Below are 19,440 nucleotides of genomic sequence, written 5' to 3'. Positions count from 1 at the left end.
GCTCATCTGATAGCGCAAGGCCCGAAGGTCCCCTGCTTTCTCCCGTAGGACGTATGCGGTATTAGCGTTCCTTTCGAAACGTTGTCCCCCACTACCAGGCAGATTCCTAGGCATTACTCACCCGTCCGCCGCTGAATCAAGGAGCAAGCTCCCGTCATCCGCTCGACTTGCATGTGTTAGGCCTGCCGCCAGCGTTCAATCTGAGCCATGATCAAACTCTTCAGTTCAATACTGCTTGGGTTTTTAAGAAACCCTAAACTTGGCTCAGCAATCTCAAATGACTATGTGATTTCTCGCACGGCCACTTGTGATGCTGATAATCTTTGTGACTATCAGTCCGTACTCACAAGCACCCACACGAATTGCTTGATTCAATTTGTTAAAGAGCGGTTGGCTTTCAGCGTTTCGCTTCAATCGAGGCGCGGATTCTACGCTTTCCTCATTTCGTGTCAAGCGTTTATTTTGAAGTTTTTCCGAGAAACTCGTTTAGCTTCAAACACTTGACTCGCTGCGATCTCTCGTAGCGGGAGACGAATCATACAGCGTTACAACCTGCTGTCAATCGCCTCGTTGAAGTTTTTTTCAAAGCTACTTCTTTCAAAACACCTTCAACTTCAACTACTTACTGCTTCCCCGCTGCGTTCAACGCTGCGAGGAGGCGAATAATACGCGCTTTGAAATCAGAGTCAACACCTTGATCTGAAAAACATTTGAATATCACCAAGCAACTAATTCAGGCCGCTTCCGCTCTGTAGATAAACACCCTCGCGGAGGCTGGCAACCATGAGCGATGCACAAAGCGACAAGACCCCGGGCCTGTCGGCAGACGAAGAGCAGGAAGTCAGCCAAAACCAGCCGCCCCGGGCCGCGGTACTGCATGAGATCATCCGCGCCCAGGGCGATCAGGAGCTGGAGCGTACCCTCGCCGCCCTGTGGTGGTCGGCGTTGGCAGCCGGGCTGACCATGGGCCTGTCGCTGATGGCCATGGGGCTGTTCTACGCACGCCTGCCCGAAGGCGAAAGCGCCCAGGTGGTTGCCAGCCTGGGCTACAGCGCAGGGTTCCTCGCCGTGATCCTGGCCCGCCAGCAGCTTTTCACCGAGAACACCCTGACGGCGGTACTGCCGGTCATGACCACGCCCACCCTGGTCAACCTTGGTCGCCTGCTCCGGTTATGGACCATTGTCCTGCTCGGCAACCTCACCGGCACCCTGCTGGTGGCGTGGGTGATGCTGGAGCTACCAATCTTCGACAGCAAGACCGATATCGCCTTTCTCGACGTGGGGCGCAAAGTAATGGAGAACGACATCAGCCAGATGTTCGCCAAAGGCATCGTCTCGGGCTGGATGATCGCCACCATGGTATGGATGATCCCTTCAATGGAGCACGCCAAGATCTGGATCATCCTGACCATCACCTACCTGATGGCGCTGGGCGATTTCACCCATATAGTAGTGGGCTCGGTCGAAGTGTCGTACCTGGCCTGGGCCGGCGAAGCGACGTGGCCTGCCTTCTGGCTGGACTTCGCGCTGCCCACCCTGGCCGGCAACATCATCGGCGGCAGCTTCATCTTTGCTCTTATCAGTCATGCGCAAGTGCGAAGTGACAGCGGCAAGCCGCCCTCACAACTGCTCAAGGATGATGGCCAGCCCGCAAAGAAAGACTAGTGGCTCGCCACCGCCCGCTCAGCCCCCCTGCCCTGCTGACGCATTGGCCGTGGCCGCCACCAGTTCTGCCCGGCATGGGGCGAGTCGAGGCTGACCCGCTCCCCCATCTGCGGCGTACTCAGCTGGACCTTGGCGACACTGGCCAGGGCAAGGATGCGCTCGAAGGGCTCCGTCCAACCATGAATAGATAGGTCGAACGTGCCGTTATGGATCGGCAGCAACCAGCGCCCGCGCAAATCGATATGCGCCTGCAGGCTCTGCTCCGGCTGCATGTGCACATTGGGCCAGGCAACGTTGTACGCGCCGGTTTCCATCAGCGTCAGGTCGAACGGGCCATAGCGCTCGCCGATTTCCCGAAAACCTTCGAAGTAGCCAGTATCGCCGCTGAAGAACAGCCGCAGGTCCTGGTCGATCATCACCCACGAGGCCCACAGCCGACGGTTGCTGTCGAACAGCCCACGGCCTGAGAAGTGCTGCGCCGGCGTGGCGACGAAGCGTATCCCCTCAACCTCTGTTTCCTGCCACCAGTCCAGCTGCCGTACCTTCGCCGCCGGGACACCCCACTCGACCAGCAGGTCCCCCACGCCCAGCGGGGCCAGAAAATGCTCGGTGCGCGGTGCCAGCTTGCGGATGGCCGCCTCGTCGAGATGATCGAAATGATCATGGGAGAGAATGACCGCGGTCAGCGGTGGCAGATCCTCCAGCGCCAGCGGCGGCGCGTGAAAGCGCAGGGGCCCCGCCCACTGCACCGGCGAGGCCCGCTCCGCGAACACCGGGTCGGTAATAAAGAAGCGATCGCGCAGCTTGAGCAACACCGTGGAGTGGCCCAGGCGCCACAGGCTGTGATCCGGCGCATCGAGCACCTGCTGGCGGGTCACGGGCTGCAGCCCCAACTCACCCGACGGGCGGGTCTCGGGCGGTTTGCGCAGCAGCAGGTATTTCAGGCCGATGCGCAGCTTCTTCATCGCGCCGTCCTGCGGCAGTTCGGCCTTATTATGAAAGCGCCCGTCGCGGTAGGGTGCCGGCTCACCGGCGGAGGATGCCAAGGGGGCCATGAGCAGGAACACTCCGAGCAAGAGGAAAGCGTGCATGTTACTCCACAGGCATCGGATCAACCGTGAAATGGCTTGTAAGGTCATTTTTCGCCCATGAATGATTGTTCAACAATATTCATACGAGTTATGCGATAAACGGCGCACCACAGAAGAACGATAGCCATGAACGACAACCGCAGCGGCAAGGGAGTTTCTTTCGTCAGGCGCATCTACCTGCCGCGCATCATCGGGCTCGGTATCGGCCTGTTCAGCGTAATGGCCGCCGTGGCACCGTTGCAGTTGCCGAACTGGGCGTGGGCATTGCTGCTGTTCAACGGCCTGCTCTGGCCTCACCTGGCCTACCAATGGGCACTACGCTCGCACACCCCCTACCAGGCGGAGCAACGCAACCTGCTGCTCGACTCGCTGATGGGCGGCTTCTGGACCGCGGCCATGCAGTTCAACCCGCTGCCCAGTGTCACCATCCTGTCGATGATGACCATGAACAACGTCGCCGCTGGCGGCAAGCGCCTGCTGCTGCAGGGTTTGCTGGCCCAACTCGCAGGCATGCTATTGGCCGGCGCCCTGCTCGGTTTTGGCCTGCAACCCAACGCGACGCCGCTGCAAGTGCTGGCCTGCCTGCCCATGCTCACCCTCTATCCCCTGGCCCTTGGCTGGGTGTGCTACCAGCTGGCGATCAAGCTGGCCGAACACAAGCGCCGCCTCAGTGCCCTGAGCCGTACCGACAGCCTCACCGGCCTGCTCAACCACGGCGCGTGGAAAGACCTGCTGCTGCTCAGGTTCCAGGCCTGCCAGCAGCAACAGCTGCCCGCGGTGGTGGCCCTGATCGACATCGACCACTTCAAGACCATCAACGACACCTATGGCCATGTGGTCGGTGACTGCGTACTGCGCCAGCTCAGCCAGGCGCTCAAGCGCTGCCTGCGCGAGGACGACCAGGCCGGGCGTTACGGCGGCGACGAGTTCTGCGTGATCCTCCCTGGCGCGCAAGAGGCTCACGCCTGCCTGGCCATGGAGCGCCTGCGCGAGCAAGTCGGCGCCTACCGCAACCCGCAACTGCCCGACCTGCGTATCAGCCTGAGCATTGGTCTAGCAGCCTTCCGCCCTGCCCAGCCCACCCCCGAGCACTGGCTGGAAGAAGCCGACAAGGCGCTGTACACCGCCAAGCATCAGGGTCGCGACCAGGTCAATTTCGCCCGCAACGACCTCACGACGCTCAAGCTGGCCTATCCTGACTGAACCTTCCCCCGGGCCTGGGCGGGAGGCTGCAGGCGAAGGAGCCGCTCGCGCATGGACAGCAACGTCGACCTTCTCAACACCAAGCCCACCTCCCACCTCCAGGTCAGACGCCTGGTCGGGGGTTTCTGCGGCCTGTTCGGCCTGGCCTGCCTGATCGCCCTCGGCGCCTTGTTCAACATTGCCGCCACCCTTGACCGGCAAGAGCAGGCGCGCAGCAGCCTGCAGGCCAACCAGGCGCTGCAACAACGGCTGCAGGCCTCGCGCCAGTTCCTCTCCAGCTATGCGGTATGGGATGCCGCGTTCGAGCACATGGCCGACAAGGTCGACTGGCAGTGGGCCTACGACGAGAAGAACGTGGGCGAGTCGCTGTACAGTGCCAGCGGCTATGAAGGGGTATTCGTGGTCGGGGACGGCGGCACCACCTACGCCCTGTTCAAGGGCAAGCCCACCGACTCACCCGCCACCGCCTACCTCGACACGGCGCTCGGGCCGATCCTTGCCGAAGCGCGCCAGGCGGCGCCGGCCCGCGAGCAGATCACCCATTTCGTACGCTTCAACGGCTGGCCCGCAGTGCTCAGTGCCGCCGCAGTTCGCCCCGACAAAGAGGTGGTGGAAAGCGAGGTCAGCCATGCCCCCGTGATGCTGTTCATCGATCAACTGACCGACACCAAGCTCGCCCTGCTTGGCCAAGGTGCTGGCCTGGCCGGCCTGCGCCTGGAGAAGAGCACTAGCTCAACCGGCCAGCAACCAAGCATCGACCTCGCCGGCACTGAGTTCCACCTGACCTGGGACAGCCCGCAACCAGGCCGCCAGCTACTACGGGGGTTCCTGCCGCCGCTGCTCGGTGTGCTGCTGGTGATAGGGCTGGTATTGCTCTACCTGTTCCGCCATGCCTTGCGCAGCTCACGCGCCATCGACCAGAGCCTGTTGCGCCTGCAACAGAGCAACCGTGCCCTGGAGGCCAGCGAGCAACGCTTTCGCGCCGTGGCCGAGGCGGCTTCCGACTGGATCTGGGAAACCGACCGGCATCACTGCCTGACCTACCTGTCACAACGCTTCGTCAGTGTCACCGGTTACCGTACCGAGGACTGGCTCGGCCAGCCGCTCAACCAGCTACTGTCCTGCGACACCACCCCCCTGCTGCCCTGGCTCGACAGCCAGGCCGACAGCGACCCGCAACAGCTGGCCAACCTGCGTTGCGCCTACCGCGACCCCAACGGACAAAGCCGCTATTGCCGGATCTCCGCGCGCTCGATCCTGTTCGACGGGCAGCTCGCCGGTTTTCGCGGTACCGCCAGCGACATCACCGACGAAGTGGCCGCCCATGCACGCATCCAGCACCTGTCGATGCACGACGCCCTGACAGGCCTTGCCAACCGCAACAAGCTCTCGCGTCACCTGGAACAGGCCCTGCTGCGTGGCAACGAAGGGCCGCCCCTGGCCTTGTTGCTGCTGGACCTCGATAGTTTCAAACCGATCAACGACTCACTCGGCCACGCCGCAGGCGATGCCGTGTTGCAGGAAGTGGCCACGCGCCTGCGCGAAGCCACCCGCGAGGATGACCTGGTGGCACGCCTGGGCGGCGACGAGTTCGTCCTGGTGCTGCATGGCCTGGACCACCGCGGCGAGATCGACCGCTTCTGCGCACGCCTGATCGAGCGGCTGCAACAACCGATCAGCTTCGAAGACCATGCCCTGCACATCGGCGCCAGCCTGGGTATCGCCCAGGCCCGCGCCCAAGGCTTCGATGCCGGTGAACTGATCCGCTGCGCCGACATCGCCCTGTATCAGGCCAAGGCCGACGGCAAGAACACCTGGCGCTACTTCTCACCGGAAATGAACCAGCAGATCCAGTATCGCCGCCAGTTGGAGAACGACCTGCGCCGCGCGATCAAGCAGCATGAGTTCGTCCTTCACTACCAGCCGCGCTACCGCCTGGAAGACCTGCGCATCGTCTCGGTCGAGGCACTGCTGCGCTGGCAGCATCCGCAGGAAGGCCTGCTTGGCCCGGACACGTTCATCCCGCTGGCCGAGCAGAGCGACATGATCGTCCCCCTCGGCCGCTGGGTGCTCGCCGAGGCCTGCCGAACCGCACGCGACTGGCCAGGCGACTTGCTGGTGTCGGTCAACCTGTCCCCAGCGCAGTTCTCGCGCAGCGACGTGGTTGCCGATGTGCGCGAAATCCTCCTGGAAACCGGCTTCCCGGCCCAGCGCCTGGAACTGGAAATCACCGAGAACGTCATGCTCAACGACATCGAAGGCGCCCTGGGTACCATGCTCGCGCTCAAGGAGTTGGGCGTGCGCCTGAACATGGACGACTTCGGCACCGGTTACTCGTCACTCGGCTACCTGCGCACCTACCCCTTCGACAGCATCAAGATCGACAAGCGCTTCATCGCCGGCCTGAACAGCCAGAGCGGCAACGACCGGGCCGTGGTCCAGGCGATCATCAACCTGGGCCAGGCCATGGGCTTGACCGTCACTGCCGAAGGAGTGGAGACCGAGCAACAGCTCAAGGCGCTGGGCAAGGAGCGCTGCCACGAGGTTCAAGGCTTTTACCTGAGCCGCCCGGTGGACCGCGCTGACTTCGAGGCGCTGCTGGCCGGCCATGAGCAACGCCACGGTGCCGGCTGAGCCAGGCTCAGCGCAGCCGCCGTTCGGCGACGATCTCCGGCAGGTCGGTGCGGTGCAGGTACAGGCGCAGGGGTTCGCCGATGTTCAGGCGGTCATCCACATGCTGCCCCAGCAGCAACGCCAGGCGCGCCCGACACAGTGCCATGCGCTGCCCGGCCTCGGGGCGCCAGACGAATTCGCAACAGGGGGTGATGCTGGCGTCGGCCACATCCATGCCGAAGGCATCTTCGGAAAAACGCACGATATGGGTGCCGCGCTTGCCGTGGAAACCGACGAAGCCCTTGAGCTGATCGGCGGCGTTGCAGATGTCCTGGGACGTGATGGCCATGACGTTACCTCGCAAATGATTCGGAAGTGACGCACGCCGGGCACAAGCGGTCGCCTCTGGCGGGCAACGCGCAGGTGCCAGCCTAACGCAACCATCACGCCGTTCGCCAAGGCTTTTTCAGCCCTGCGGCAGATCGACCTGGGGCTGGAGCAACAGCGCCAGCCAGTTCATGAATGCCTGGACCCGGCGCGGCACATGGCGTTGCCGCGCATACAGCAGCGACACCGGCATCGCCCGCGCTTGCCAGGGCTCGAGCACCGCCACCAGCTCGCCCCGGCGCAGGTGCTCGGCAACCCCCACCGACGGCACCTGGATCAGCCCCAGCCCGGCCAGGCATGCGGCCGAGTACGCCTCGGCGTTGTTGACCGTGACCACCCCGCCCATCGCCTGGAAGCGCAATTCACCGTCCAGCTCATACTCGAAGCCCGGGCTGCGCGCGCCCAGGTTGCGCACGTAATGCACCAACCGGTGCCTGGCCAGGTCTTCGAGTGTAGCGGGCACACCATGGCGTTCGAGGTAGCCGGGGCTTGCGCAGTTGAGCATGCTCAGCCGCCCCACCGGCCGGGCCACCACGTCCAGATCGCTCAGTGCCCCGATGCGCATCACGCAGTCGAAGCCTTCGCGCAGCAGGTCGACCTGACGGTCGGTGCAACTGATCTCCACCTCCAGCCGTGGGAAGCGCTCAAGAAACTGCGGCAATGCCGGCACGATGATGCGTCGCGCCATCATGGTCGGCAGGTCGATCCGCAGGCGCCCGGCCAACTCGGCATCGTCAGCCCGGAACAGGCTCTCGATCTCATCCATCCCCGACAGCAGGTCCTTGCTGCGCTCGTACAGCAGCACGCCGTCCTGGGTCGCCTGCACCCGGCGTGTGGTGCGGTTGAACAGGCGTGTACCCAGCAGGTTCTCGAGCGTCCGCACCTGTTCGGAGACGGTCGAGCGTGGCAACCCCAGGCTGTCCCCGGCCAGGGTGAAACTGCTCAGCTCGCTGACCCGGACGAAGGTGCGCAACAGTTCCAACTTGTTCATTGGCAGTGCCTATTGTCCAGAATTTGCGAACAGTATTTCCGGTTTCGGTGGATTTAACAGCATAAGTCCGATCAATAACCTGACAGCAACAACCACCGCACCTGAGGTAACCGACATGACCCGCAAAATCGCCCTGATTACTGGCGCCAGCCGCGGCCTGGGCCGCAACACCGCCGAGCACCTGGCCGCCCGCGGCATCGACATCATCGGCACCTACCACAGCAAGGCCGACGAGGCCCGCAGCGTGGCCGCTTCGCTGGAGCAGGCCGGCGTACGCGCCGCCATGTTGCAGCTGGATGTCAGCGACAGCGCAAGCTTCGCCGCCTTTGTCGAACGCCTGGGCGACACCCTGGAGCAACAGTTCGGCCGCCGTCAGCTGGACTTCCTGGTAAACAATGCCGGTATCGGCCTGAACGTGCCATTCAGTGACACCAGCGAGGCGCAGTTCGACCAGCTATTGAACATCCAGCTCAAGGGCCCGTTCTTCCTCACCCAGCGCTTGCTGCCGTTGCTCGTTGACGGTGGGCGCATCGTCAACATCTCCACCGGCCTGACCCGTTTCGCCCTGCCCGGTTATGCCGCCTACGCAGCAATGAAAGGCGCGATGGAAGTGCTGACCCGCTACCAGGCCAAGGAGCTCGGTGCTCGCGGTATCCGCGTCAACATCCTCGCCCCGGGCGCCATCGAGACCGATTTCGGGGGTGGCGTGGTGCGCGACAATCACCAGGTCAATGACTTCATCGCCGGCAACACCGCCCTGGGCCGGGTTGGCTTGCCCGACGACATCGGCGCGGCCATCGCCTTGCTGCTGGAAGACGGCAATGGCTGGATCACCGGTCAGCGCCTGGAGGTCTCTGGCGGGATGTTCCTCTGAGGCGTTGAAGCGCAGCCGCGCTTGAACTCTCAAACCGGTTCAGGCGCGGACCAAGGCCTGATAAAGGGTCGCCAACGCGGGCAGCGCCAAGGCTTCGTGGGCCACGCACAGGCCCACCCGGCGGCGCAGGGTCAGCCCGCTGCCCGGCTGCCAGTACACCCCGGGATGCGACTCGGCCAGGGACTGCGGCAGCCAGGCCGCCCCCAGGCCAGCCGCGACCATGGTCAGGGTCAGTTGCAACGAGCCGGCCTGGGCGACCTGCTCACCCTCACCATAGAGCGCCATCAAGCGCTGGTGCGACGAATGCCGCGGGCAGCTGACCCAGCGTCCAGCGGGCTGGTTACCCTTCGCGCAGACCAGCACGAAGGGCTCCTCCCACAAGGGCAGGAACAATTCATCCTCACAGCGCTGGGCCTCGTCGGCCAACCGCGCATCGCCGTCGCATCCCTCAAGCAGAGTCAATTGCAGGCCCGCCACTGCCTGCGAAGCCAGACGCACACAGGCCTCGACCTGGGCAGGTGCGATATCCGCCTCGATACCCAACGCCAGTGGCGCGCGCGCCTGCCCCTGACGAAAACGCAGGCGCAAGGCCTCGGCTTCGGCGACCATCCGGCACGCCTGCGGGTACAGCTCGCGTGCCTGTTCGCTGACCTCGACGCCCCGGGCCTGGCGCATGAACAGCGCAGCGCCCAGATCCTCCTCCAACTGGCGGATAGTCACCGACAAGGTCGGCTGCGCCACGCACAAGCGCTGGGCGGCGGCGGTGATGTTGCGCTCTTCGAAGACCGCGATAAAGGCCTTGAGATGACGTATATCCATAGTTAAAACCGATACCAGCCAGAGAAATAAGCCGTTTTTCAGGGTGCAGATGACTATCTACACTTTCTACCATCGAAAACGATTATGCCTGGGAGGCAATCATGCTCAAACCACTGATCATCGTCACCGGTGCCAGCTCCGGTATCGGCGCCGCCACCGCCCGCCTGTTTTCTGCCGCCGGTCACCCGCTGCTGCTGATCGCCCGCCGCCTGGAGCGTCTGGAGCAATTGGCGCTGCCCAACTGCCTGTGCCGCGCCGTGGACATTCGTAATCGTGCCGCGCTGGTTGCCGCCGTGCAGGAAGCCGAAACCCAGTTCGGCCCCGCCGATGCACTGGTGAACAACGCCGGGGTGATGCTGCTGGGGCAGATGCACGAACAGGATCCGGAGCAATGGGAGCGCATGTTCGACATCAACGTCAAAGGCCTGCTCAATGGCGTGCATGCGCTGGTCGGCGGCATGCGCGAACGCCGGCACGGCACGCTGATCAACGTGAGTTCCGTGGCCGGGCGCAAGAGTTTCCCCAACCATGTGGCCTATGTCGGCAGCAAGTTCGCCGTGCACGGGCTGTCGGAGAACCTGCGCGAAGAGCTGGCGCCGCACAATGTGCGGGTAGTGACTATCGCCCCGGGCGCGGTGGAGACCGAGCTGCTCGGGCATACCACCGACGAAAGCATCAAGCTCGGCTACGAAGCGTGGAAAGCCAATGACATGGGCGGCGTGGTGCTGGCGGCGGAGGATGTGGCCGGGGCGATCGTCTGGGCCTACCAGCAGCCACAACACGTGTGCATTCGCGAGATCGTGCTGGCGGCCACCGCGCAGCAACCTTGATGGAAGGTGGGCCATCGCAGGGCAAGCCCACTCCCACACGGCTCAAGCAGATCGTCGGGGGAGCGGGCTTGCCCCGCGAGGGCTGCCGGTCAATTACCGCGCGACCTGCTCCTCACGCACCTGCACGCTCGCCGTCATGCCAGCGCTGAGGGTCACCCCTTCGGGGATCGCATCCAGGCGGATCCGCACCGGGATCCGCTGCGCCAGCCGCACCCAGTTGAAGGTCGGCTCCACCTCAGGCAGCAATTGCCCGTCCGGCGTCGAGTTGCGGTCGGTGATGCCGCGGCTGATGCTCTCTACATGCCCCTGCATCGAATCCCCCGCGCCCATCAGCCAGACCTTGACCGGGTCGCCGACGCGGATGCGTGGCAGTTTGGTCTCCTCGAAATACGCCTGGATATAGAAGGTGGCGTCGTCCACCAGCGCCATCACCGATTGCCCAGTGTTGACGAAGTTGCCCTCGGCCAGGCGCAGGTTGGTGATATGCCCCGCGCGCGGGGCACGCACTTCGCTGCGGGCCAGGTTGATACTGGCCACCTGCAACTGGGCCTGGGCCTCACGCAGTTCACCACGGGCGACGGCGGCGTTGATCTGGGCGTTCTCGCGCAGTTCGGCACTGATCGCATCAGGCCCCAGGGCGGTACGCCGCGCCGCCTCGCGATCACGCAGGCGCAACTGCTGGGTGCGGGTCTCGACCACGGCCGTGGCCTGGTCGAAGGCGGCCTGGAAACGTTCGCGGTCGATGGTCATCAACAAGTCGCCCGCCTTGACCTGCTGGTTGTCATGCACCTTCAGTGCGCTCACCCAACCGGAAACATCAGGGGCGATCACCACCACATCGGCGCGCACCCGCGCATCCCGGGTCCAGGGCGTGAGCATGTAGTACTGCCAGAGTTGATAGCCGGCGAACACGGCGAGGATCACCACACACAGGGTGACCAGGGTACGTACGGCTGCACGCATCGACTTACTCCTTACAATGGCCCCAGCAGACGCACTACCAGGTACAGGACACAAACGAACAACGCCACGTCGAACAGCGCCTCATGCCAGATCCAGCGCCCCAGCGGGGTGGCCTGCACGGCAAAGCGCAGCAGGCCGGTTAACAGCAGCGCCAGCAACACATAGATCAAGAACGGGCTGAGCAGCACACCGCCCAGCGCCCACTCACGCAACCCCATGGGTATCCTCCTGCCAGCGGCACCATTTGCCCCAGCTCTTGCGCAGTTGCAGCACCGCACCCTCGGCCAGGCGCAGCGGATCGCTGGGTGGCTGGCGATGCAGCGCCTCGATGAACTGTTCGCTGGCGGCATCCAGGCGCTGCCCCCGGCCGGGCGCCGGGCCGCTGGCCAGCACCGCTTCCAACTGCTGCAAATATTGGCGTTCGGCGCTGCCCAACGATGCCTGGGCCACCGCCAGGCACATGCGCAGGTGCACCAGTTCATCGCCGATATCCAGACCATGCAGGCCATCGTCCCAACGCTTGCGCTCGGCCGCCGGCAATTCGCTGGCATGCCGCGCCAGTTGCATCAGGCGGTCGGCCATGCGCCCACCGAACCAGCTGTCGGCGCCACGCAGCTCACGGCGGGTCAGGCGCACCAGGTCGTCCTGGGTGGCCGCACGCAAGCGCCGGCCAAGCCATGCCGGGTGGCGCAACACCAGCAAGCGGAAGGCCAGCACCGCCGCACCGACGCCGATCAGCATGGCCAGCGCGCTGTTGAGCATGCTCGCCACATCGAAATGCATGGCGTTGAGCGGTGCCACCAGCACGATGAAGTGCAGGCAATACGAGGTGGCGGTCGCCCCTGTGCGCGGATGGGCCATGCCCAGCGCCCCGAAGAACAGCGGTACGCCCATGCCCAGGCAGAGCATGGCGTAGCTGCTCCACTGCGGCAGCAGGATCTGCCCGACCAAGAACGCGACCGGTATCGCCAGCAGGATGCCGCGCAGAAAACTCAAGCCGATCTGCGCGCCATTCTCGCGGCTGGCGAACAGGCTGCAGACCACGCAGGTCAGCACCAGCCCGCCCGGCGCCGAGGGCCAGGCGGTGGCCAGCCAGAAACTGCTCATCACCAGGAAGGCCATGGCGCTGCGCGAACCGAACAGTAGCGCCAGCGACAGGTCGCGGTGGGCCGACAAGCTTTGCGCAACTTCCTTGGGCGCCCTGCCCTGCTCGACATCGTCCAGGGCCTGGGTGGCGGCCATGGCGTAGTCCAGCAGCAGGGTCAGGCGCGCCAGGCAATAGTGCTCGGCGGGGCTGATTCGCTCGTCGTGGGCGGCGTCCCAGAGGCGCTGGCGCAGCACCAGCAGGTTTGGTTGGTCAGGCGCGGCCAGCAAGCTGCGGACCTGCTCAAGCCAAGGCGCCAGGTGCGCCGCCTGCGCTTCGTCGAGCTGGCGCCACTGCCGGCGCACCGAGCGCGAAAGGCGCAACAGCACCATCAATTTCTGGCTCAAACCCTGGATCGCTCGCGCCCGCTGACGCCCACGGCTGCCTTCGAACCAGGCATGCTCGCGTTGCGCGTCGATGGCGACGATGCGCCCGAGGATTTCCAGCAAGCCTTTGCGGGCTTCGTCTTCGCCACCGAGCATGGCACTGGTGGCCAGCAGGCCGTTGTGCCAGGCCTGGCGTGCCTGCTCGGCCAGCTGCTGCTCAACGCGCATCGGCCAGATCAGCGCGCTGGTGGCGGTGGCGCAACAGATGCCCAGGCAGATTTCGGTGCAGCGCGCCACGGCCTGGTCGAACACTTGCAGGGGGTGATCGATGGCCGGCAGGGCGATGATTGCCGCGGTATAGCCAGCCAGCACGAACGCGTAGGCCCAGGCGCTGCGCAGTTGGGTCGAGGCGGCGGTGCACAGGGCCAGCCACAGTGCCAGTGTGAGCAGGAACAGCCAGGGGGTCTGGGCGAACAGGCCGATGAACACCACCGACATGAAAGTGCCGACCAGGGTGCCTGCCAGGCGCGCCAGGCCCTTCTGCACCACCATGCCCGACAGTGGCTGGGCGACGATGAACGCGGTCATCAGCGCCCAGGCCGGCTGCTCCAGGCCCCAACGCATTGCCAGCCACAGTGCCAGGCCACCACCGAGCAGGGTCTTGATGGCGAACTTGAGGGCTAGGCTGCTGGGGGCGAACAGGGCCTGGAGGGTGATGGGCACGAATCGGACCTTGGGGAGGTTGGGGTACTTGAAGAACGATAGACAACGAGGGGGAGGATAAGATGTTGGCAATTAATTAGCTAGCTAATCATCTTCGTGTAAGGGTCGAGGTCGAGGTCGAGGTCGAGGTCGAGGTCGAGGTCGAGGTCGAGGTCGAGGTCGAGCATCTAGTGTGTGGGTGTTGGTATTGCGTGAATATCCATTGGCATGGAGACGCTGATTCACCTTTCCGCCCTTACGGCGGCTTACTTTGCTCTTGGGCAAAGTAAGCAAAACCGCCTGCTCCCATCATCCGGCCCCTACGCTGCGCTTCGGGGTTCCCTCACTCCGGCCTTGCTCCCGCGTGGACGCACCGAAGGGCCATCCATGGCCCATCGGTGCTCGACGGGCATCCATGCCCATCGCCCCGCTCCGCAAGTCCTACGTTCGGCCTCCTGAAGTCGCGTTTGGCGGTGACTGGACTATTGCGCGCTTAGAAGCAAGAGCAAGAGCAAGAGCGGATCGTATTTAATTGTTATTGATGTGTTGTTTGTAATGGCCTCATCGCCGGCAAGCCGGCTCCCACAGTGACCGCGTGAGTTTCGAGCTCAGCGCAGTACTTGTGGGAGCTGCGGTTCGCCGCTGCGACTTGCCAGCGATTGCAATTTGAAGTTCAACAAAATAATCAACGAGCGACAGCAGCGCCAATATAGGCGCCACCCCTAACTTCGCGACTTCAGGAGGCCGATCGGAGGGCTTGCGGAGGGAGGCGACGGGCATGGATGCCCGTCGAGCACCGATGGGCCATGGATGGCCCTTCGGTGCGTACTCCCGGGAGCAAGACCGGAGTGAGGGAACCCCGGAGCGCAGCGCAGGGGCCGCATGAATGGAGCGAGCGGCTTTGCTTACTTTGGCCAAGACCAAAGTAAGCCGCCGTAAGGGCGGAAAGGTGAATAAGCGTCACCCTAGCAAATGGATATACTCACAACTTCCAAAACCAACAACCAAACAACCAAACAACCCACTCAACAACTTATCGCAACACACAAAAAAATGGGCGACCGAAGTCGCCCTAAATGCCTTGCGTGCTCATGAATCAGAAAGGATCACCGCTGCTTACGCTTGTTCGAATCCTTCCAGATAAAAATACCCAGACCGGCAAAGAAGGCCAGCATCAGCCCAACCGTCACCACACCGGCGATCACCACGTTGTCGAAGAACATGTCGGCCCCTCCCTTGGTGTGCCGTCATCCGATGGGTGCAAGGTAACCAAAGCTGGAAGGGAGAAAATTGACCGGAGTCAAAGGTGCCCGAGGCCGGGCACGCGAGGCGGGTGCAGGCTTGACCTGCATCAAGTTTCAGCGCTTCTTGGGTTTGCCCTTGGGCTTTTTCTTCTTCACCCCAGGCAACGGCATGGCCTGCTCGAACGCCTGGCGCATGTCGTTCAGGCGTTTATCGTTGAGGTCATGGATGCGTTTGGCGCGCTCGGCGCCGAAATCGATCAGTTTGTCTTGGCTCATGGCGGGCTCGACGGACAGCAGAGAATTCAATGATGACGGCAAGCGCCGGCGCTGGCCAGTCAGACTTCGATATCCACCAGCAACCCCTGGCGTGTACGCTCGCCCATCGGCGCCACCGGCACCGTATTGTCGGCATTGAGCTCGTCACCGGGCACCGCCTCGAAGCGCTCTTCATCGCCCTTGCCACGCCGTTGCTGCTGACGGCGTTGCTCATCGCGCAGCAACAGCGCCTGCTCTTCTGGATCGCGCTGGTGCCGAAGGTCGATGGTGCCGTCGCTGGAGGCTGGTTGCGCCGGCACCACCGGGGGGATGGACGGCGGTTGCTTGACCGGGTCGTGTTGCGAGGTCACCGGGGCGGCACTGAGCGGGATAATGGGCGGCAGCATGGCATGTTCTCCTGTAGCCACTGTGTCGGCCGGTGGCAGGCCGCCTTGAATCCCTTCAGGCGAAGGTGTGCGGGCCGTCACGGCGCCGCACGGGGCTGAGTATAGGCCAGGGCTATTCGGCGGCGTCGTCCGGGTCGTCGTCGGGCGCGCTGCCAGCCTCGCTCCAGGGGCGCTTGTAGACCTGCTGCCAGACCGCGTCCATATGCTCGCGCAGTACCTGCGGGGCATTTTTCAATGACGCGCTGTCTTCACGTTCGCCGCCGAACGGATCCTCGCCAGGTGGGGTGATCAGCGACTGGCCGGTGATGGTGTAGGCCGCCTGGCCCTCGCGCATCTCGATGGCGATGTCGTGCGGGTCGATACCACCGCCACAGAACGCATGGCTGGCCACGGTCACCTCGGCCACGCCATCCTTGTTCAGGTCGCTGACGTCACTGACGTCGCTATAGAAGTCGACATCCAGGTCCAGGCCGGCGCAGGTGGTCTCCTGCTCGATCTGCCAGCGCGCCTTGAACGCGTCGCCACTGGCAGCCCGGCCGTACAGGGTGGCCTTGAGCACCACCTTGTCGACCTCTTCCTCGGTGTCGGGGTCGGTGGCCTGGCCATCGACCCGGCTCAGCACCAGCAAGCCCTCGCCCTCGCGGTCATGGAAGTGCACGCTCTTGAGCGGCGTCTGCACGCCCAACACCTCGAGTTGCTCGACCGGGATCGGTGGCAGGACTTCGAAGGTTTTCTGTTCGCAGGCGGCCAGCAGCGCCAGGCTGCCCATGGCCAGGGTGACGTTCAACCAGCGGTGCTTGGCAAACATGTCGGCGCAGGGCCCTCGTGGCGGGACGGTGTTCGTCGATGAACACGCTAGACTCTTCACATTCATTGGTCTGGCGAAGCCGATCCGTTAACATAGTCGGCTTTTTCATCGCGGGAGTTTTGGCAGTATGGCGCAGCAGTATCAACCGGGGCAACGCTGGATCAGCGACAGCGAAGCCGAGCTCGGTCTTGGGACCATCCTGGCGCAGGATGGCCGCCTGTTGACCGTGCTCTACCCGGCCACGGGCGACACCCGCCAGTACTCGCTCCGCAATGCACCGCTGACCCGCGTGCGCTTCTCGCCGGGCGACCAGATCACCCACTTCGAGGGCTGGAAACTGACCGTGCGCGAAGTCGAGGTGATCGACGACCTGCTGGTCTATCACGGCATCGACGGGCAGAACCAGCCACGCGTGATGCCCGAGACGCAACTGTCGAACTTCATCCAGTTCCGCCTGGCCAGCGACCGCCTGTTCGCCGGGCAGATCGACCCGCTGTCATGGTTCTCCTTGCGCTACAACACCCTGCAACACACCAGCAAGCAGATGCTGTCGTCGCTGTGGGGCCTGGGTGGCGTGCGCGCCCAGCCCATCGCCCACCAGTTGCACATCGCCCGCGAAGTGGCCGACCGCATCGCCCCGCGCGTGCTGCTGGCCGACGAAGTGGGCCTGGGCAAGACCATCGAAGCGGGCCTGGTGATCCACCGCCAACTGCTGTCCGGCCGCGCCAGCCGCGTACTGATCCTGGTACCGGAGAACCTCCAGCACCAGTGGCTGGTGGAAATGCGCCGGCGCTTCAACCTGCAGGTCGCGCTGTTCGACGCCGAACGCTTCATCGAAAGCGACGCCAGCAACCCGTTCGAGGACGCCCAGCTGGCGCTGGTCGCCCTGGAATGGCTGGTCGACGACGACAAGGCCCAGGACGCGCTGTTCGCCGCCGGTTGGGACCTGATGGTAGTCGACGAAGCCCACCACCTGGTGTGGCACGAAGAGCAGGCGAGCCCCGAATACGCCCTGGTCGAGCAACTGGCCGAAGTCGTCCCCGGTGTGCTGCTGCTCACCGCGACCCCCGAACAGCTCGGCCAGGACAGCCACTTCGCCCGCCTGCGCCTGCTCGACCCCAACCGCTTCCACGACCTGGCCGCGTTCCGCGCCGAGAGCGAGCACTATCGCCCGGTGGCCGAAGCCGTGCAGGAGCTGCTCGACGAAGGCCGCCTGTCGCCCAAGGCCCACGCCACCATCGAAGGTTTCCTCGGTGCCGAAGGCGAGGCGTTGCTGGCCGCGGTCAGCGACGGCGACACCCAGGCCAGTGCTCGCCTGATCCGCGAGCTGCTCGACCGCCACGGTACTGGTCGCGTGTTGTTCCGCAACACCCGCGCGGCAATCCAGGGCTTCCCCGAGCGCCAGTTGCACCCCTACCCGCTGGCCAACCCGGAACAATATGCCGCCCTGCCATCCGGCGAACGTGCCGAGCTGTACCCGGAAGTGGCCTTCCAGGCCCAGGGCGAGCCCGCTGACGACGAGCGCTGGTGGCGCTTCGACCCGCGGGTCGACTGGCTGGTCGACACCCTGAAGATGCTCAAGCGCACCAAGGTCCTGGTGATCTGCGCCCACGCCGAGACCGCCATGGACCTGGAAGATGCCCTACGCGTGCGCTCCGGCATCCCGGCCACGGTGTTCCACGAGGGTATGAGCATCCTCGAGCGCGACCGCGCCGCCGCCTACTTCGCCGACGAGGAGTTTGGCGCCCAGGTGCTGATCTGCTCCGAGATCGGCAGCGAAGGCCGCAACTTCCAGTTCGCCCATCACCTGGTGATGTTCGACCTGCCAGCCCACCCCGACCTGCTGGAGCAGCGCATCGGCCGCCTCGACCGCATCGGCCAGAAGCACACGATCCAACTGCACATCCCGTACCTGCAGGACAGCCCGCAGGAGCGTCTGTTCCAGTGGTACCACGAAGGCCTCAACGCCTTCCTCAACACCTGCCCGACCGGCAACGCCCTGCAGCACCAGTTCGGCCCACGCCTGCTGGCGCTGCTGGCGGGAGAAGGCGGAAAAGACTGGGACAAGCTGGTGGCCGAGGCGCGCAGCGAGCGCGAGCGCCTGGAAGCCGAGCTGCACACCGGCCGCGACCGCCTGCTGGAGCTCAACTCCGGCGGCGCGGGTGAAGGCCAGGCGCTGGTCGAGGCGATTCTCGAGCAGGATGACCAGTTCGCCCTGCCGATCTACATGGAAACCCTGTTCGACGCCTTCGGCATCGACAGCGAGGACCATTCGGAAAACGCTCTGGTGCTCAAACCCAGCGAGAAGATGCTCGACGCCAGCTTCCCGCTGGGCGACGACGAAGGCGTAACCATCACCTACGACCGCGGCCAGGCGCTGTCGCGCGAGGACATGCAGTTCCTCACCTGGGAACACCCCATGGTGCAGGGCGGCATGGACCTGGTGCTGTCCGGCTCGATGGGCAACACCGCGGTGGCGCTGATCAAGAACAAGGCGCTCAAGCCCGGCACCGTGCTGCTCGAGCTGCTCTACGTCAGCGAAGTGGTCGCACCACGCAGCTTGCAGCTGGGCCGCTACCTGCCCCCGGCGGCGCTACGCTGCCTGCTCGATGCCAACGGCAACGACCTCGGCGCGCGAGTGGCCTTCGAGACCCTCAACGACCAGCTCGAAAGCGTGCCCAAGGCCAGCGCCAACAAGTTCGTCCAGGCCCAACGCGACGTGCTGGCCAAGCGCATCGGCGCCGGCGAAGCCAAGATTCTGCCGACCCACGACGAACGTGTTTCGCAGGCTCGCCAACGCCTGGCCGCCGAGGCCGACGAAGAGCTGGCACGCCTGACCGCACTCAAGGCGGTCAACCCGAGCGTGCGCGACAGCGAGATCGACGCCCTGCGCAAGCAGCGCGAAGACGGCCTGGCGGCGCTTGAAAAGGCGGCCCTGCGCCTGGAGGCCATCCGCGTGCTGGTGGCTGGCTGACCGCAATATCGCCTCTGCCCCCATCGCCGGCAAGCCGGCTCCCACACTAATCCCTGTGGGGCCGGCTTGCCGCAGCGGCGAACCGCGGCGATGGGGCGCCTCTCCATTTAGACCCCCGCGCTATTAGCCTCATATCCAAATGGT

17 protein-coding genes and 1 rRNA gene are annotated in these 19,440 nt (G+C 64.4%); 6 read left to right on the top strand and 12 right to left on the bottom strand.

Going from position 1 to position 19,440, the window contains the following annotated elements; translation table 11 throughout:
• Nucleotides 1-227: ribosomal RNA gene (locus IX761_RS09760) — 16S ribosomal RNA — on the bottom strand; the annotation flags it as partial.
• A gap of 556 nt (nucleotides 228-783) precedes the next feature.
• Between IX761_RS09760 and IX761_RS09755 the strand changes: the two genes are divergently transcribed.
• Nucleotides 784-1,665 (top strand): formate/nitrite transporter family protein, encoded by an 882-nt coding sequence (locus IX761_RS09755; protein ID WP_194789387.1) that lies wholly within the window; start codon nucleotides 784-786, stop codon nucleotides 1,663-1,665.
• Here the strand turns inward: IX761_RS09755 and IX761_RS09750 are convergent.
• Nucleotides 1,662-2,756: an MBL fold metallo-hydrolase gene (locus tag IX761_RS09750; protein WP_194789386.1), complete on the bottom strand. Its 1,095-nt coding sequence runs from the start codon at nucleotides 2,754-2,756 to the stop codon at nucleotides 1,662-1,664. The two genes, IX761_RS09755 and IX761_RS09750, sit on opposite strands and share 4 nt — an antisense overlap.
• A 126-nt stretch (nucleotides 2,757-2,882) precedes the next feature.
• Here IX761_RS09750 and IX761_RS09745 point away from each other — a divergent pair, with 126 nt between their 5' ends.
• Together IX761_RS09745 and IX761_RS09740 are read left to right on the top strand one after the other, a co-directional pair.
• Complete coding sequence (locus tag IX761_RS09745) at nucleotides 2,883-3,959, top strand: diguanylate cyclase (protein WP_194789385.1); 1,077 nt, start codon at nucleotides 2,883-2,885, stop codon at nucleotides 3,957-3,959.
• Between the two features lie 51 nt (nucleotides 3,960-4,010).
• The gene (locus IX761_RS09740) at nucleotides 4,011-6,593 is read left to right on the top strand and encodes an EAL domain-containing protein (protein WP_194789384.1); all 2,583 of its coding nucleotides are present in this window, start codon (nucleotides 4,011-4,013) and stop codon (nucleotides 6,591-6,593) included.
• Between the two features lie 7 nt (nucleotides 6,594-6,600).
• Here IX761_RS09740 and IX761_RS09735 read toward each other — a convergent pair whose 3' ends face one another.
• The gene (locus tag IX761_RS09735; protein WP_194789383.1) at nucleotides 6,601-6,921 is read right to left on the bottom strand and encodes a DUF2025 family protein; all 321 of its coding nucleotides are present in this window, start codon (nucleotides 6,919-6,921) and stop codon (nucleotides 6,601-6,603) included.
• Between the two features lie 117 nt (nucleotides 6,922-7,038).
• Nucleotides 7,039-7,950, bottom strand: coding sequence for a LysR family transcriptional regulator (locus IX761_RS09730; RefSeq protein WP_194789382.1), 912 nt, complete (start codon nucleotides 7,948-7,950; stop codon nucleotides 7,039-7,041).
• Between the two features lie 115 nt (nucleotides 7,951-8,065).
• Between IX761_RS09730 and IX761_RS09725 the strand changes: the two genes are divergently transcribed.
• Complete coding sequence (locus IX761_RS09725) at nucleotides 8,066-8,824, top strand: SDR family NAD(P)-dependent oxidoreductase (protein ID WP_194789381.1); 759 nt, start codon at nucleotides 8,066-8,068, stop codon at nucleotides 8,822-8,824.
• Between the two features lie 39 nt (nucleotides 8,825-8,863).
• Here the strand turns inward: IX761_RS09725 and IX761_RS09720 are convergent, their stop codons facing one another.
• Nucleotides 8,864-9,643, bottom strand: a complete 780-nt coding sequence (locus IX761_RS09720) for a LysR family transcriptional regulator (RefSeq protein ID WP_194789380.1) — start codon at nucleotides 9,641-9,643, stop codon at nucleotides 8,864-8,866.
• Nucleotides 9,644-9,744: 101 nt separating this feature from the next.
• On the opposite strand from IX761_RS09720, the gene IX761_RS09715 reads away from it, so the two are divergent.
• Entirely contained in the window at nucleotides 9,745-10,473 is a 729-nt protein-coding gene (locus IX761_RS09715) for an SDR family oxidoreductase (protein ID WP_194789379.1), read from the top strand.
• A gap of 93 nt (nucleotides 10,474-10,566) precedes the next feature.
• On the opposite strand, the gene IX761_RS09710 is transcribed toward IX761_RS09715, so the two are convergent.
• From IX761_RS09710 to IX761_RS09685, 7 genes are all read right to left on the bottom strand, one after another.
• Complete coding sequence (locus IX761_RS09710; RefSeq protein ID WP_194789378.1) at nucleotides 10,567-11,436, bottom strand: HlyD family secretion protein; 870 nt, start codon at nucleotides 11,434-11,436, stop codon at nucleotides 10,567-10,569.
• An 11-nt stretch (nucleotides 11,437-11,447) separates the two neighbouring features.
• On the bottom strand, nucleotides 11,448-11,654 hold the full coding sequence (locus IX761_RS09705; RefSeq protein WP_194789377.1) for a DUF1656 domain-containing protein: 207 nt from the start codon (nucleotides 11,652-11,654) through the stop codon (nucleotides 11,448-11,450).
• Nucleotides 11,641-13,629 carry an FUSC family protein gene (locus tag IX761_RS09700; protein ID WP_194789376.1) on the bottom strand — a complete coding sequence of 663 codons (1,989 nt, stop codon included), beginning with the start codon at nucleotides 13,627-13,629 and terminating at the stop codon, nucleotides 11,641-11,643. The genes IX761_RS09705 and IX761_RS09700 overlap by 14 nt, the downstream gene beginning before the upstream one ends.
• 1,085 nt (nucleotides 13,630-14,714) lie before the next feature.
• Nucleotides 14,715-14,831: a cytochrome c oxidase subunit CcoM gene (gene ccoM / locus IX761_RS27390; RefSeq protein ID WP_011532604.1), complete on the bottom strand. Its 117-nt coding sequence runs from the start codon at nucleotides 14,829-14,831 to the stop codon at nucleotides 14,715-14,717.
• 135 nt (nucleotides 14,832-14,966) lie between these two features.
• Nucleotides 14,967-15,128, bottom strand: coding sequence for a hypothetical protein (locus IX761_RS09695; protein WP_194789375.1), 162 nt, complete (start codon nucleotides 15,126-15,128; stop codon nucleotides 14,967-14,969).
• A 59-nt stretch (nucleotides 15,129-15,187) separates the two neighbouring features.
• Complete coding sequence (locus IX761_RS09690) at nucleotides 15,188-15,514, bottom strand: aspartate-semialdehyde dehydrogenase (protein WP_194789374.1); 327 nt, start codon at nucleotides 15,512-15,514, stop codon at nucleotides 15,188-15,190.
• A 112-nt stretch (nucleotides 15,515-15,626) separates the two neighbouring features.
• Nucleotides 15,627-16,322, bottom strand: a complete 696-nt coding sequence (locus IX761_RS09685; RefSeq protein WP_194789373.1) for a M949_RS01915 family surface polysaccharide biosynthesis protein — start codon at nucleotides 16,320-16,322, stop codon at nucleotides 15,627-15,629.
• Between the two features lie 127 nt (nucleotides 16,323-16,449).
• Between IX761_RS09685 and rapA the strand changes: the two genes are divergently transcribed.
• Nucleotides 16,450-19,296 carry an RNA polymerase-associated protein RapA gene (rapA, locus tag IX761_RS09680; RefSeq protein ID WP_194789372.1) on the top strand — a complete coding sequence of 949 codons (2,847 nt, stop codon included), beginning with the start codon at nucleotides 16,450-16,452 and terminating at the stop codon, nucleotides 19,294-19,296.
• Nucleotides 19,297-19,440 lie beyond the last annotated feature (144 nt).

This window comes from Pseudomonas sp. UFMG81 (assembly GCF_015354575.1).
Classification (GTDB): Bacteria; Pseudomonadota; Gammaproteobacteria; order Pseudomonadales; family Pseudomonadaceae; genus Aquipseudomonas.
This window is presented reverse-complemented; position numbering and strand designations above follow the sequence as displayed.